Origin of the sequence: Pseudoalteromonas sp. Z1A2 (genome assembly GCF_011378755.1) — a bacterium.
Lineage (GTDB): Bacteria > Pseudomonadota > Gammaproteobacteria > Enterobacterales > Alteromonadaceae > Pseudoalteromonas > Pseudoalteromonas distincta.
The window spans coordinates 84,619-98,127 of sequence record NZ_WTKX01000020.1; the positions used below are offsets into that span (position 1 = coordinate 84,619).

Annotated in this window: 13 protein-coding genes; 7 read left to right on the forward strand and 6 right to left on the reverse strand. The window is 40.6% G+C overall.

What is annotated here, in order from left to right:
• Window positions 1–161: 161 nt before the first annotated feature.
• The 6 genes from purH to GQR47_RS14285 all read left to right on the forward strand — a co-directional run bounded on the left by purH (window position 162) and on the right by GQR47_RS14285 (window position 7,760).
• The gene (purH, locus tag GQR47_RS14260; protein ID WP_024603412.1) at window positions 162–1,748 is read left to right on the forward strand and encodes a bifunctional phosphoribosylaminoimidazolecarboxamide formyltransferase/IMP cyclohydrolase; all 1,587 of its coding nucleotides are present in this window, start codon (window positions 162–164) and stop codon (window positions 1,746–1,748) included.
• A gap of 106 nt (window positions 1,749–1,854) precedes the next feature.
• Window positions 1,855–2,676: a class I SAM-dependent methyltransferase gene (locus GQR47_RS14265; protein ID WP_024597551.1), complete on the forward strand. Its 822-nt coding sequence runs from the start codon at window positions 1,855–1,857 to the stop codon at window positions 2,674–2,676.
• Between the two features lie 15 nt (window positions 2,677–2,691).
• The gene (gene purD, locus GQR47_RS14270; protein ID WP_154903597.1) at window positions 2,692–3,975 is read left to right on the forward strand and encodes a phosphoribosylamine--glycine ligase; all 1,284 of its coding nucleotides are present in this window, start codon (window positions 2,692–2,694) and stop codon (window positions 3,973–3,975) included.
• A 112-nt stretch (window positions 3,976–4,087) separates the two neighbouring features.
• Window positions 4,088–6,628 carry an EAL domain-containing protein gene (locus tag GQR47_RS14275; RefSeq protein WP_024597549.1) on the forward strand — a complete coding sequence of 847 codons (2,541 nt, stop codon included), beginning with the start codon at window positions 4,088–4,090 and terminating at the stop codon, window positions 6,626–6,628.
• 22 nt (window positions 6,629–6,650) lie between these two features.
• On the forward strand, window positions 6,651–7,460 hold the full coding sequence (locus tag GQR47_RS14280) for a DUF2797 domain-containing protein (RefSeq protein WP_024597548.1): 810 nt from the start codon (window positions 6,651–6,653) through the stop codon (window positions 7,458–7,460).
• 6 nt (window positions 7,461–7,466) lie between these two features.
• Window positions 7,467–7,760: a hypothetical protein gene (locus GQR47_RS14285; protein WP_002957811.1), complete on the forward strand. Its 294-nt coding sequence runs from the start codon at window positions 7,467–7,469 to the stop codon at window positions 7,758–7,760.
• Window positions 7,761–7,773: 13 nt separating this feature from the next.
• Here the strand turns inward: GQR47_RS14285 and GQR47_RS14290 are convergent, their stop codons facing one another.
• The 6 genes from GQR47_RS14290 to GQR47_RS14315 all read right to left on the reverse strand — a co-directional run bounded on the left by GQR47_RS14290 (window position 7,774) and on the right by GQR47_RS14315 (window position 12,827).
• Complete coding sequence (locus GQR47_RS14290; protein WP_024597547.1) at window positions 7,774–8,691, reverse strand: histone deacetylase family protein; 918 nt, start codon at window positions 8,689–8,691, stop codon at window positions 7,774–7,776.
• 100 nt (window positions 8,692–8,791) lie between these two features.
• The gene (locus tag GQR47_RS14295) at window positions 8,792–10,333 is read right to left on the reverse strand and encodes a serine hydrolase (RefSeq protein ID WP_024597546.1); all 1,542 of its coding nucleotides are present in this window, start codon (window positions 10,331–10,333) and stop codon (window positions 8,792–8,794) included.
• A gap of 15 nt (window positions 10,334–10,348) precedes the next feature.
• Entirely contained in the window at window positions 10,349–10,843 is a 495-nt protein-coding gene (locus tag GQR47_RS14300; RefSeq protein ID WP_024597545.1) for a gamma-glutamylcyclotransferase family protein, read from the reverse strand.
• Between the two features lie 27 nt (window positions 10,844–10,870).
• Complete coding sequence (locus GQR47_RS14305) at window positions 10,871–11,509, reverse strand: LysE family transporter (RefSeq protein ID WP_024597544.1); 639 nt, start codon at window positions 11,507–11,509, stop codon at window positions 10,871–10,873.
• Between the two features lie 11 nt (window positions 11,510–11,520).
• Window positions 11,521–12,294 carry a hypothetical protein gene (locus GQR47_RS14310; protein ID WP_024597543.1) on the reverse strand — a complete coding sequence of 258 codons (774 nt, stop codon included), beginning with the start codon at window positions 12,292–12,294 and terminating at the stop codon, window positions 11,521–11,523.
• Between the two features lie 47 nt (window positions 12,295–12,341).
• On the reverse strand, window positions 12,342–12,827 hold the full coding sequence (locus GQR47_RS14315) for a CreA family protein (RefSeq protein WP_002957817.1): 486 nt from the start codon (window positions 12,825–12,827) through the stop codon (window positions 12,342–12,344).
• Between the two features lie 207 nt (window positions 12,828–13,034).
• Here GQR47_RS14315 and GQR47_RS14320 point away from each other — a divergent pair, with 207 nt between their 5' ends.
• Window positions 13,035–13,364 (forward strand): 5-carboxymethyl-2-hydroxymuconate Delta-isomerase, encoded by a 330-nt coding sequence (locus GQR47_RS14320; protein WP_002957818.1) that lies wholly within the window; start codon window positions 13,035–13,037, stop codon window positions 13,362–13,364.
• Window positions 13,365–13,509: the final 145 nt, after the last annotated feature.

The following is a 13,509-nucleotide window of genomic DNA, read 5'->3' on the forward strand; positions in this document are numbered from 1 at the left end:
GTAAAAAAAGCACCTTAGGGTGCTTTTTTTATGCCTACAGTATATTAACTAAATTGCAAAATGCTCACGCTTATTGAGCCTTTATAAGTCGTTTTTTGAGTAGTAATCAGTTAAAATGCCCGCTTCTAAGCTAGCTCATTAACTGAGGAAATCAAACTACAATGGATACTCATCGTCCCATTCGTCGCGCACTATTAAGTGTGTCTGATAAAACCGGTATTGTTGAATTTGCCCGCGCACTTGAAGCGCAAGGCGTTGATATTTTATCAACTGGCGGCACATGTAAACTACTTGCTGATAACGCCATAAAAGTGACTGAAGTATCAGATCACACAGGCCACCCTGAAATCATGGATGGTCGCGTAAAAACCCTTCACCCTAAAATTCACGGCGGCATTTTAGCCCGTCGCGGACAAGATGAAGATGTAATGGCAGATAACAACATCTCTGCTATCGATATTGTTGTAGTTAACTTATACCCCTTTGCGAATACTGTCGCTCAAGAAAACTGCAGCCTTGAAGATGCCATTGAAAACATTGATATTGGCGGCCCTACAATGGTTCGTGCAGCAGCTAAAAACCACAAAGATGTAACAATCGTGGTAAACGCAAGCGACTACGACCGTGTTATTAGTGAAATGCAAAACAACAATGGTTCAACAACGTACAAAACACGTTTTGATTTAGCGATTGCCGCCTACGAGCACACTGCACAATACGATGGCATGATTGCTAACTACTTCGGTAAAATGGTGCCTGATTACACCGAGGAAGCTGCTGTAGAGACTAAATTCCCACGTACTATCAACATGCAGTTCACTAAAAAACAAGATATGCGTTACGGTGAAAACTCACATCAAGATGCTGCTTTTTATGTTGAAAATGACATTGCTGAAGCATCAGTTGCAACAGCAACTCAATTGCAAGGTAAGGCCCTTTCGTTTAACAACATTGCAGATACCGATGCAGCACTTGAATGTGTTAAAGAATTTGACGTACCTGCGTGCGTAATTGTAAAACATGCTAATCCGTGTGGTGTTTCAATTGGGGACAATATTCTACAAGCATACGAGCGCGCTTTTAAAACAGACCCTACATCAGCATTTGGTGGCATTATTGCCTTTAACCGAGAGCTAGATGCAGCAACTGCACAAGCAATTGTTGACCGTCAGTTTGTTGAAGTAATTATTGCACCTAGTATTTCGAGCGACGCTGCAAAAATTGTTGAAGCTAAAAAGAACGTGCGCCTATTAGAGTGTGGACAGTGGACAGGTAAAGCCGCAGGCCAAGATATTAAACGCGTTAACGGCGGTATTTTAGTTCAAGACCGCGACTTAGGCATGGTAACGCAAGGCGACTTAAAAGTTGTTTCTAAGCGCCAGCCTTCTGAGCAAGAACTTAAAGATTTACTGTTTTGCTGGAAAGTAGCTAAATTTGTTAAATCAAACGCAATTGTTTATGCCCGTGACGGTATGACCATTGGTGTGGGCGCAGGCCAAATGAGTCGCGTATACTCAGCTAAAATTGCAGGTATAAAAGCCGCCGACGAAAACCTTGAAGTTAAAGGTTCAGTTATGGCGTCTGACGCATTCTTCCCATTCCGTGATGGCATTGACGCAGCAGCAGCAGCTGGCATTACTGCGGTAATTCAGCCTGGAGGCTCAATGCGTGATGAAGAAGTGATTGCAGCTGCTGATGAAGCTGGCATGGCAATGGTACTAACTGGTATGCGCCATTTCCGCCACTAATCACACAAAGGGTTAAACGTTGGTTTAACCCTTTTTGTTTGCTATAAATTCACGTATTCTGATTATTCAATAACCTATTTAAAATTATAATGTGAAGGAACAAACAATGAAATTTGCGCTAAAATCGCTACTTGTAGCCACACTAACAATGACATCGACTATGGCGCTTAGCCATAACCACGAATCAAGCCTTGAACATGCACTTCAATCAAGCGAACGCAATGCTAAAAACAGCGCTCGTGATGAATATCGTCACCCAGCTCAAACACTTGCATTTTTTGGCTTTAAACCAACCATGACAGTTGTTGAAATTGCACCCGGTGGTGGTTGGTATAGTGAAATTTTAGCGCCAGCATTAAAAGAGCAAGGCACTTATTATGCCGCGCATTTTCCTGCTGATTCATCAGTTGGCTACTACCAACGCTCTCTTGCAGGCTTTAAACAAAAAGTAGCTGAAGATAAGCGCTTTAGTAGCGTTAAAATTACTGAGTTTGCACCTGTAACACATTTAGATATTGCGCCAGCTGGCAGTGCCGATATGGTTTTAACATTTCGTAATGTACATAACTGGTATATGGGCAAAGATAAAAGCGGTGCATTAAGTGCATTCCAAGCTTTTTATAAAGCCCTTAAACCAGGTGGTACATTAGGTTTAGTTGAACACCGTTTAGCTGAAGAGCGTGCTGATGAAGATCAAAAAACATCAGGTTATATGAAGCAGAGCTACGTAGTAGACCTTGCTGAACAAGCTGGGTTTGAATTAGTAGCAAGCAGTGAAATAAATGCAAATCCAAAAGATACAGCCGATCACCCTAAAGGTGTATGGACGCTACCACCAAGCTTAAGACTCGGCGAACAAGATGCTGACAAATATAAAGCCATTGGTGAAAGCGACCGCATGACGCTGAAATTTAAGAAACCGCTTTAAATAGGAATTTTCGCCATGAATGTTTTAGTCATTGGCAGCGGCGGCCGCGAACACGCACTTGCGTTTAAAGCCGCTCAAAACACCAAAGTAAATACTGTATTTGTAGCCCCTGGTAATGCAGGTACTGCACTTGAACCAAAACTTGAAAACGTAGCAATAAACGTTGACGACTTAGATGGTTTACTTAATTTTGCACAGCAAAATAAGGTAGAGCTTACTATTGTAGGTCCTGAAATACCGTTAGTACTGGGTGTTGTTGATAAGTTTCGTGAACATAACATGGCTATTTTTGGACCAACGGCGGGCGCAGCTCAGCTTGAAGGTTCGAAATCGTTTACTAAAGACTTTTTAGCACGTCATAAAATCCCAACGGGTGACTACCAAACGTTTGAACAAATTGAGCCTGCCCTTGCTTATTTAAAAGAGAAAGGCGCGCCAATTGTTGTAAAAGCAGATGGTTTGGCTGCGGGTAAAGGCGTAATTGTAGCCATGACGGAGGCCGATGCCGAAGAAGCGATTCGCGATATGCTTGCGGGTAATGCTTTTGGCGATGCGGGAAGTCGTGTTGTTATTGAAGAGTTTTTAGACGGTGAAGAAGCGTCTTTCATCGTAATGGTTGATGGTAAAAACGTATTACCATTTGCAACCAGCCAAGATCATAAACGCGCTTACAATGGCGATGCGGGTCCTAACACGGGTGGCATGGGTGCATACTCACCTGCGCCAGTTGTTACTGATGAAATCCACCAGCGTATTATGAACGAAGTGATCTACCCTACGGTAGAAGGCATGGCAAGCGAAGGCCATCCGTACACCGGCTTTTTATATGCAGGTTTAATGATTGACGAAACAGGTACCCCTAAAGTAATTGAGTACAATTGTCGCTTTGGCGACCCTGAAACTCAACCAATGATGCTACGTTTGCAATCAGATTTGGTTGAATTGATTGAAGCTGCTAACCGTGTAGAACTTGATAAAACAACAATTGAGTTTGACCCACGCGCAGCCGTTGGTGTTGTACTTGCCGCTAAAGGCTACCCTGGTGATTACCCTAAAGGTGACGCTATTTCGGGGCTAAAAGTGGATTACCCTGCAGGTGAAAAAGTGTTCCATGCGGGTACTAAACAAAGTGGCAATGAGGTTGTAACCGCAGGCGGTCGCGTATTATGCGCAACAGCACTTGGTAACACTGTTACGCAAGCGCAGCAACGCGCCTATGAGCTTGTTAAACAAATTAGCTGGGATGGTATGGAATATCGTACAGATATAGCTCACCGTGCTATTGCACGCGAGCAATAGCCTATAATACCTATTCATTGGTATAACCAATTAATTTAACTAAAAAAGCGCAGTTTCCCTGCGCTTTTTTAGTGCTACACTAATTAAAAGGTTTTTTAAAAGTAAATTAACGTTGGAACTAAGAACTTTACGTTACCATGCAATTGCTGTTGCCATACTGATTTTTATATTTTTTATAATCAGTACATTGGCATCAAACTTAGTCGTGCCTACACGATATACAATTGATAAAACGGCTCCAATGTACCTCGATTACGCCTACTATATTGACGAAACCAAAACTAAAACATTCGATACCATCATTAACCAACCTGAATTACTTACTCATCAACCATTTTCAGATGTTCCATGGAGCTTTAGCCAACAAAATTATTGGTTGTTTCTTGATTTAGAAAATAAAAGCCTTAACAAGCAAAATGTTGTAGCACATTTTGACAACCCTATGGTCGATCACCTTACGGTTTATCGCCTCGATAAAAATAACAAACTAGTTGAAACATACAAACTCGGCGATAAAGAAGAAGCCCTCTCTTTATTTGAATACAGCGTGCCGCATATTCGCTTTTTAGTAGAAAGAAAATCATCACAACGCCTAGTAATAAAAATAGACACAATAGGCATAAGTAAAACACCTGTAAACTTGTATCGTGATAAAGAGTTTATTGACTTAGTGCGCTCTCAAACTGGGATCTGGGGTATTTTTGTAGGCGTGCTATTGATGGCTGCGCTTTACAACTTGGTGCTTTATTTTGGTATAAAAGACCGTGTTTATTTAATTTATATTGGCTACATCGTCAGCGCTATTACACTAATGGGTGCAGTACTGGGCTTTGGTTTTTATTTATGGCCTAAGCAATGGCAGCTCTTTATTCACGAACAAATTGTGTTTAGTAATTATGGGGTCGCCTTTTTCACCCTTGCTTTTTGCACCATGTTTTTGCGCTATCATAAAGATAAATGTTGGCGTTACAAAATGAGTATAGCTCTACTTTGGCTTATGTTTACTCTTGCTGTATGTAGCTTGTTTATTCCTGAAAATATAGCGGCTCCTATATTTTTTGGTGTAATGGTACTGCTTTATATTACTTGTATTATTTTAATATATAACAAGTTACGCAGTGGTTTTAGGTGGGCTAAGTTTTATGTTTTATCATGGATACCGCTAATTTTTGGTGCGGCAATTCAACCTATGGAACTCACTGGTGTTTTACCGTATACCTTTGCAACCCGCCATGCCTTTTTAGTCGCTATTTTGTGCGAAGTTATTTTAATGGCGATGGCATTAGCTGACAGGGTAAGGTATCAGCGAGAACGTGCGCTTTACCATGCCACGCATACACAACAAACACGATTACTTAATAGCTCCAAGCTAAAACAAGCATTTATGGCACTACAGAGCCAAAATCGCTCAACAACGTTGTGTTTAATAAAAATACGTCACTTTAATTCACTCAATACGATTATTACCTCTTCTCAGGGCTACACACTTATAAAGCATATAGCCAAAGAGCTTGAATTAGAACTCAGCCATGAACGTGAATTTACAAACCTCGAAACAGATTTAAACACCAGTCCTCGCTTAGCCGATTTAAGCAGTGGTGTATTTGCCTGTATTTCTACAAAAACACAAAACCAAGAAATGCTAGAAGCACTACTGACTAAAATAATTAGTAGCTTACCAAAACAATATGAAATTAAAGGGCTAAACCTGCAGCTTAGTTACAGTATAGGTATTAGTAGTGCAGGTAAAAGTAACGACTTTGAATATTGGTTAAAGCGTGGTTATTTAGCGCTTAAAAAAGCAAAAGGTAGCGTTAATCAAGTTGGGTCATCGTCAAACGGTAATAATCTGATAATGGACGTTGCTCTAGCCGCTAAGCTGCAACAAGCAATCAAAACAAATCAACTGGCGCTTTATTACCAACCTCAAATAAACTTATTAAGTAACCACGTAAGTGGTGCTGAAGCTTTATTACGTTGGCCCGACCCAACTTACAGCAACTTATCAATTGAAGAGCTAATAATACTTGCTGAACACACAGGTATTATTAACGAGCTAACACTGTGGGTAATAGAGCAAGCTTGTAAAGACATAATTGAGCTTACTAAAAATGGCTATAACGAGCACACAATTAGCGTAAATTTAAGTGCTAAAAACTTAACCATAAATAATTTAGCCGAAAAAGTAGAAAATATTTTAATTAAATACCAAGTGCCGGCACACTTACTTAAATTTGAACTAACCGAATCGGCCTTCGTAGATAGTCAAGATGCACTTATAAAGTTAGTTGATGAGTTAACCGCATTAGGTATTAAAGTGGTACTGGATGACTTTGGGACAGGCTACGCGTCACTTAGCTACTTAGTTAATTATCACTTTAGTGAGCTTAAAATAGATAAGTCATTTGTTTTTGATTTGCCTAACAACCCAACTCACCAAGTTATTGTACAAACAGCCATTGATATGGCGCATAACCTCAATTTATCAATAACAATTGAGGGGGTAGAAACCCAAGAAATCCATCACTTGCTCAAAGATATGAACGCTGATTCCGCCCAAGGTTATTTATACGCAAAAGCACTGCCTTACACCGACTATTTACACTTCTTAAAAAGCCAATATAGCTTAAAAATGTTAGACTCCTCTTTTTAACATCTTTAGGGGCCAAGTAAAGATGCAAGGCACACTGCGTAAACTAAAATCGAGCTTAACCGAACCAGTACAATATCACTTACCTGTAGGTGAACACTTAGTAGACTTAAATGCATTTATAGGTAAGGAGCTTACGCTTACCTTTAGTGGCACTATTTTATGTTCTAACTGCGGTAAAAAAACCAAAAAAAGCTATTCTCAAGGTCACTGTTTTGTATGTATGCGCAAGCTTGCTAGTTGCGATATGTGCATAATGAAACCAGAAACCTGCCACTACGATCAAGGCACTTGCCGAGAGCCGCAGTGGGGCGAAGAAAACTGCATGATCCCACACTATGTGTATCTCGCTAACACCTCAGGTTTAAAGGTAGGTATTACCCGCCACACACAAATACCGACTCGCTGGGTTGATCAAGGCGCCACTCAGGCATTACCTATTTTTAAAGTGCAAACTCGCCTGCAATCTGGTTTAGTAGAAGTTGCATTGGCTGAATTTATTGCCGACAAAACTAATTGGCGCAATATGCTAAAAGGTCAAAACGACGCAATTGACTTAAAAGCAGCGGCAGCCGAGCTGATCCCACAAATTAGTGAAAAGCTAAACGAGCTCAGTGAATTATTTGGCGCAACAGCAATAGAGCAACTTGATGAAGATGTGGTTGATTTAAACTTTCCAGTAACCGAATACCCAACAAAAATCAGCTCATTTAACTTTGATAAAGACCCTGTTGTAAGTGGTGTTTTACAAGGTATTAAAGGTCAGTACTTAATCTTTGAAAAAGGCGTTATTAATATACGTAAATTTACGTCTTATGAAGTAACCGTAGGCTAACGGGCCATGTTAAACAGCTACCCACAATTATTGGTTATTTATAATGAGCTTGAGATAGCCCATAACCAACAAGAGCAACAAGAGTGCTTGCACAGCGTTACGCAAAGTGAACTAAGCGATGTGCGAGTACTTAACAAGCAAGGTGACTACCTTAATTTACAAGGCACTGTTTGCCCTAAATTGAATGGCGAGCAACTAGCACAGCTTGTTACAGCTTACTTATTAAATGAAGGACAATGCTGCCTTGGTAAAATCAAAACCCTAAGTACTGCGCAGGCGTTTGATTTACTAGGGCTATAAACACTCTCTTTATTTAAACCTCAGTAAGCACTTTTATATGCGCTACAGCACTGCGACCTAAAGCTGATAGCGCATAGCCACCTTCTAAATACGAAATAACCCCTTTACAACCGCCCTCTTTAGCAACGCCACATAGTTGCTCGGTAAGCCAAGTATAGTCATCTTCAACAAATTTTAAGCTTGCCATATCATCTTCTAGGTGAGCATCGAACCCTGCGCTTATAAAAAGTAATTCAGGTTTAAACGCTTTTAATTTTGGTAGCCATTGCTGAGCAAACACCTCTTTTAAATCGTCGCCATTACTGGCAATTGGCAGAGGTGAATTAACTATATGGCTATTATTTTTAACCGCTGTATTTGGATAAAACGGATACTGAAATAACGAACAAAGCAGTACATTTTCGTCATCAATAAAAATATCTTGCGTGCCATTACCGTGGTGTACATCAAAATCCGCAATAGCAATGCGCTTAACCCCTTTGCTTTGTGCGTACTTAACAGCAATAGCTAAGTTATTAAACACACAAAACCCAGATGATGAGTTTTTATTAGCGTGATGCCCTGGCGGGCGTACTGAGCAAAAAGCAGCATCGAGTTTATCGGCAAGTATTTCATCAACCGCTAACAATCCTGCACCTACTGCCCGCTCAATCGCTTTAAACGAATCGGGGCACAGCCACGTATCGCCATCTAAATTAGCGAGCCCTTCTGTTGGTAGCGTATTTTCTACGTGTTTAAGTAAAGCTTCATCGTGAGCAAGTAGATAATGTTCACGCTCGGCCTTGGGTGCTTGTAGGTGTGTTAAGCCAACATCTACGCCGCTGGCAAGTAATCTATCGGTTATGGCATCTAGACGCTCTGGGCACTCGGGGTGGTCGCCTATCATTTTATGCTTACGGCAATGAGGATGAGAAATAACAGCGGTACGCATAAAAAGTCCCTTACAAGGTGTAAAAACTTAATATAGCAAAGCCACCGATGGGTGGCTTTGCGACTTTGGTTTATATCAATACTTTAAATATCAATATTAGCTATTTTGCTTTTAAATGTAGGTTTCTAAAGTCAAAGCTAAAGTCGGTCACTTGTGTTGATACCGCGCGCATTTTGGCACTGTTTACACGGTTTTGTGAGCTCATTTCAAAACGAATAAACGCATCTGCTTCTAGTAATTTTTCATCCCACTTAACAATAAATGTATTGCCAGTGTAATGCTCAAGAGTGCCTTTCAAGCGTTTAGTGTGGGTAAAATCAATGCGTAATTTACCATCTAACTGCTCAATAATTACATCGCCGTACCAGTCATCGTGCAATGTTCCGGTGTAATTAATATTTGGTAATTGTGGTTGGTAGTCAGCGGGGGCTTCTGGTTTTGCATTAGCATACGCTTGTTGCTTGCCTTCAAAATGACTTTTAGCTAAATCTTCTACCCAGTCTTTATCTTCAAGTTCAAGTGCATCTTCAAGCACTTCATGGGTTACAGCCGAAAGTGCACCAAAAGCTTGTTGATTAGATAAAATAACAATACCGAGGTTTTTCTCAGGCAATAAAGTAACTTGCGATACCATTCCCAAAATACCACCGCCGTGACCTAGCTTTTTAAAGCCGTGGTAGTCTTCAATACTCCAGCCTAACCCATAACCCCTAAACTGCTGGTGATACGATTCAAACGCACTTTTAGACGCCATAGATGTAATATGTGGGTGCCACATTTGCGCTTGTTGCTTTTCACTAAATAGCTGCTCGCCACTTGGCATTTTACCGCCTGCTAATTGCGTACGAAGCCATTGGCTCATGTCGCTTACACTTGATGCAATGGCGCCTGCGCCTCTAAAGTCCTCAAGATAGTTCACAAAAAATGGATGAAGCGTGCCATCCATAGGAATATGACCTGTCGCCCAGTTTTTATTACTTTTAGGAATACGTGAAAAGCCCGCGCGTGAGTTATCCATATGCAGCGGCTGTAATATATTTTTTTCGATGTAATCGTTCCAGCTCATCCCCGCCACACGTGCAACCACTTCACCAGCGGTAACAAACATCAAGTTGTTATAAGCGTACTTACTACGAAAACTGCTCGCTGGTTTTAAATACTGTAATCCCGCTAAAATTTCATCAACTGATTTATCGGTACTTGGCCAAATCATTAAATCGCCTTGCCCAAGCCCAAGCCCACTGCGATGACTTAATAAGTCACGAATACGCATTTCGCGTGTTACGTACGAATCGTACAATCTAAACTCGGGTAAATGATCAATTACGCGGTCATCCCAGCTTAATTTACCTTCATCAACCAACTTTGCCAGTGCCGCAGTAGTGAATGCTTTTGTGTTTGAAGCAATACCAAATAAAGTGTCTTTGTTTACTTTTTTGTTGGTATCGAGATTAGTTACACCAAAGCCTTTAGCAAATATTACTTTATCGTTTTCAACAATGGCAACTGCCATCCCGGGTACGTCAAAACGTGCCATTGACGCTTTAATTACATCGTCAACTTTGTTGGTATCAACTTGTGCCCAGCTGCTAAACGTAGTGCCTGCTAATAGTGCAATTGCGGCAAGTTTGGTTAATTTCATATCAATCCTATTTTATTATTTTTGATGAACTGCAAATTCAATTGCTGCGCGCTCTTGATTGGTGTCGCTTTTTTGTGCGCGATTTAATATGGCATCACTGTATTCTTTTGGTACGCCCGCTTCAAGTGAACCGCGATGAACGTGTTTTATGTACCAATCATATGGCAGTACATCGCTGTCATGGGTATTAGCTATATAACAATGTGCGGCTACAGTCTCACCCGTTAAAAGCGTCGGGGCTATATCTACACAATCGTAACCTACGCCCTCAATACCATCTAAAATAGCTTTTTCTTCTTCATTGAGCTCATAAATAACGCCGTAAACCAATGCATCTTCTTTATCGCTTGGACAAATACTGCATTTACCTGAGCCATCTTTAAATAGCATATCAAAAGTAAGCTCGTAGCCTTTAAGTACCGCAGTTCCTACACGCTTTACATTGGGCAAGCGCGCTAACAAACGATTAGATGACATATTAGAACCAAACGAGAAATTATATAGCGGCATTTTTATCTCCTGCGCTTTTTGAATAAGTTAAATAACAACACGTACTGCAAGTGCAATTAAAATAATGCCAATTCCACGGTCAAACCAATAACCGCGTTGTTGGAAAAAGCCCCTTACATTATCTCGAGAAAGCATCATTGAAAGCATTGAAAACCACGCCCAAGTAGCCAATGCCATATACACGCCGTAGCCGACCTGTATGCTAGTAGGTGTTGTTGGGCTAATCACGAGTGTAAATAACGACATAAAAAATAACGTGGCTTTTGGGTTTAATGCATTGGTGAAAAAGCCGCGCCTAAAAGCCACCCAAACGGGTTCCTCTTGAACGGTTTTGTTTTCAACATCTTTTACAGCCTCGCCTTCATTACTTGCAGGCGGTTTTGCAGCTCTAAGAGCTTGTACGCCTAAGTAAGCTAAATATGCACCAGCAAGGTACTTGAGCGCCATAAATAAACTAGGCGATTGCGTTAAAATAAGCGCAACACCTAAAACACAATAGGCAACGTGCAGTAAAATAGCAGCGCCAACACCTGCGCTTGTCCACAATGCATTGCGCCTTCCTTGTTGCACACTTTGCTTAAGTACTACGGCAAAGTCAGGCCCTGGGCTTGCTACTGCAAAAAAATGAGCAATAACAATCAGTAAAAATTCATCTAAGTATTCCACGCAGATCCTTGCTAGTTTGGCGAATAAGCTAATAACAGCGGGTTGGCCGAGTTATTTACCAATGCTTTAATTTCTTTTTGTGCTTTTTTAAACTGGCCACGTAAATGCGGCTTTAAGTGCTTTTTAGACACCGTATCGTTTTTAAAGTAACTAATTAGGGCATGCATAAATACCGTATGCGTTTCACTTAACTTAGCTTCACGGTTAGCGTATGGATTATAGCAAGAGCCACACCCGCCTTTAAACTGATACACCGTGTTGCTCATCATCACACCAAACCCTAAAAAACAAGCAAGTGCATCAGCAGCTTGTGGTAAATACTCCCTACCACCTGGCGGTAGCACCCCCACGTGATGTATAAGTATGGTGGCCAGAGTACCTGCATAACTTGCCACTAAATCTTGTGGCTGATTAATCTGGTTAGGATTAAAAGAAATATTAATCGTATGGCTTGGCGGCACAATTAAATGGCTGCCTTCGCCACGTATTTCATTGCTAAATTCAAAGTGTGGAAAAACTTGCGGTTGTAATTGCTGCGGTGCAACTAGTTGGATAGGCCATGCGTTCATACCCGCGTAATTAGTAACGCGGTTAAAAACATTACTCGCCATTTCTTCAATGCTCGATACCGAATCAGGGAAAAAAGTGGCCGTTGGCAGTATTATTTGAGTGTGCTTTGTAAAAAACTCAGCATCAAAGTTTTCTACAGCCCAAATAAATGTATCAATAAGCCATTGCTGTTCTTGCTGCTCTAATAATGGCTTTGATTTAAATAAAGCTAACATAGTGTGCTCTTTTAGGTTTTAGTTTAGGTGCTTACGTAGGTGCTAACTTAGTCTTTTTGTGTAAGCGCCCAGTCCCACGCTTGAGTATTGTATAGCGGCACAGTAGATAGCGCATGGTGGTGGCTTCCACTGGACTCTTTAGTTGAGTACGATAAGTACAATAAAGTACGATTTTCAGCATCGTAAATACGACGCACTTTTAGTGATTTAAATAATATACTTTTAGATGATTTGAATATCACCTCGCCCGATTTGCTGCGGTCTATTTTTTGTAGCTGCTGCGCTGTAATTGGCCCCGTTTGACGACACGCTATAGACATATCAGAGGGATCAGAAAAGTCCAAATTAGCCTCTATATGACTAATATGACAAGTAACGCCCTCAACAATAGGATCTTGCTGCGAATTCACCACAACATCTTTAGTTGTAAATAACCCAAGGCTTACCGAAGCAACATCGTCAGAGCAAGCACTTAACGTAACAATTGCACCTGCAAGTAAAGCTAAACGTTTAAATTTTTGTGGTAATTTCATACTTATCCTTAATCAATATATAGGTAACTTAGTAGATAAGTTACTAAGCGAAGGTTCACCTGTTTGTTTTTATACTAACATCAAAAATAAATACGACTAAATTAGTTTAAAGTAAAGATTTTAGATAGCTCAGGATTTAGTGACCCCTCTTGTATTTGGTACAATTACCTCTCGCTCATGCAGTAACTCATAATAGGAAACGCCTAAATGCCGCACATTATTATTGAACACTCAGAAGACCTCCCCGTTTTACCTCAAGTACTGGTAGAAAAAATTCATACAACCGCTTTCGAAAGTAACTTGTTTGAATTAGAAACCATAAAAACACGTGCTATTGCTTATCAGCAATATCAACTTGGCGCAGGAAAATCAGGGTTTATACATATCGCGGTACATATTTTGGCAGGGCGCTCAATTGAGCAAAAACAAATGTTAAGCGAACTGCTACTTTCATGTTTAAAAACATATTGCAGAGCATCAGACAGTCTAAGCGTAAATATTTACGATATTGAGCATGAGATATACCGTAAAAATTAGTTAACTCTTGTAGTTTTGAGCAATAAAAGTAAACACTAGTAAGTAAAAAGCCCCAATAGCTGTCTCTTGATCACAAGTCTGACTCAAGAGATTTTGCTAAATCGTAGCCTTCCAGGATGGCTTGTAACTTAAGCCATCCTTTCCA

Coding starts and splice junctions, on each gene's coding strand:
- purH (WP_024603412.1), top strand. CDS start 162: ATGGATACTCATCGTCCCATTCGTCGCGCACTATTAAGTGTGTCTGAT.
- GQR47_RS14265 (WP_024597551.1), top strand. CDS start 1,855: ATGAAATTTGCGCTAAAATCGCTACTTGTAGCCACACTAACAATGACA.
- purD (WP_154903597.1), top strand. CDS start 2,692: ATGAATGTTTTAGTCATTGGCAGCGGCGGCCGCGAACACGCACTTGCG.
- GQR47_RS14280 (WP_024597548.1), top strand. CDS start 6,651: ATGCAAGGCACACTGCGTAAACTAAAATCGAGCTTAACCGAACCAGTA.
- GQR47_RS14285 (WP_002957811.1), top strand. CDS start 7,467: ATGTTAAACAGCTACCCACAATTATTGGTTATTTATAATGAGCTTGAG.
- GQR47_RS14290 (WP_024597547.1), bottom strand. CDS start 8,691: ATGCGTACCGCTGTTATTTCTCATCCTCATTGCCGTAAGCATAAAATG.
- GQR47_RS14295 (WP_024597546.1), bottom strand. CDS start 10,333: ATGAAATTAACCAAACTTGCCGCAATTGCACTATTAGCAGGCACTACG.
- GQR47_RS14300 (WP_024597545.1), bottom strand. CDS start 10,843: ATGCCGCTATATAATTTCTCGTTTGGTTCTAATATGTCATCTAATCGT.
- GQR47_RS14310 (WP_024597543.1), bottom strand. CDS start 12,294: ATGTTAGCTTTATTTAAATCAAAGCCATTATTAGAGCAGCAAGAACAG.
- GQR47_RS14315 (WP_002957817.1), bottom strand. CDS start 12,827: ATGAAATTACCACAAAAATTTAAACGTTTAGCTTTACTTGCAGGTGCA.
- GQR47_RS14320 (WP_002957818.1), top strand. CDS start 13,035: ATGCCGCACATTATTATTGAACACTCAGAAGACCTCCCCGTTTTACCT.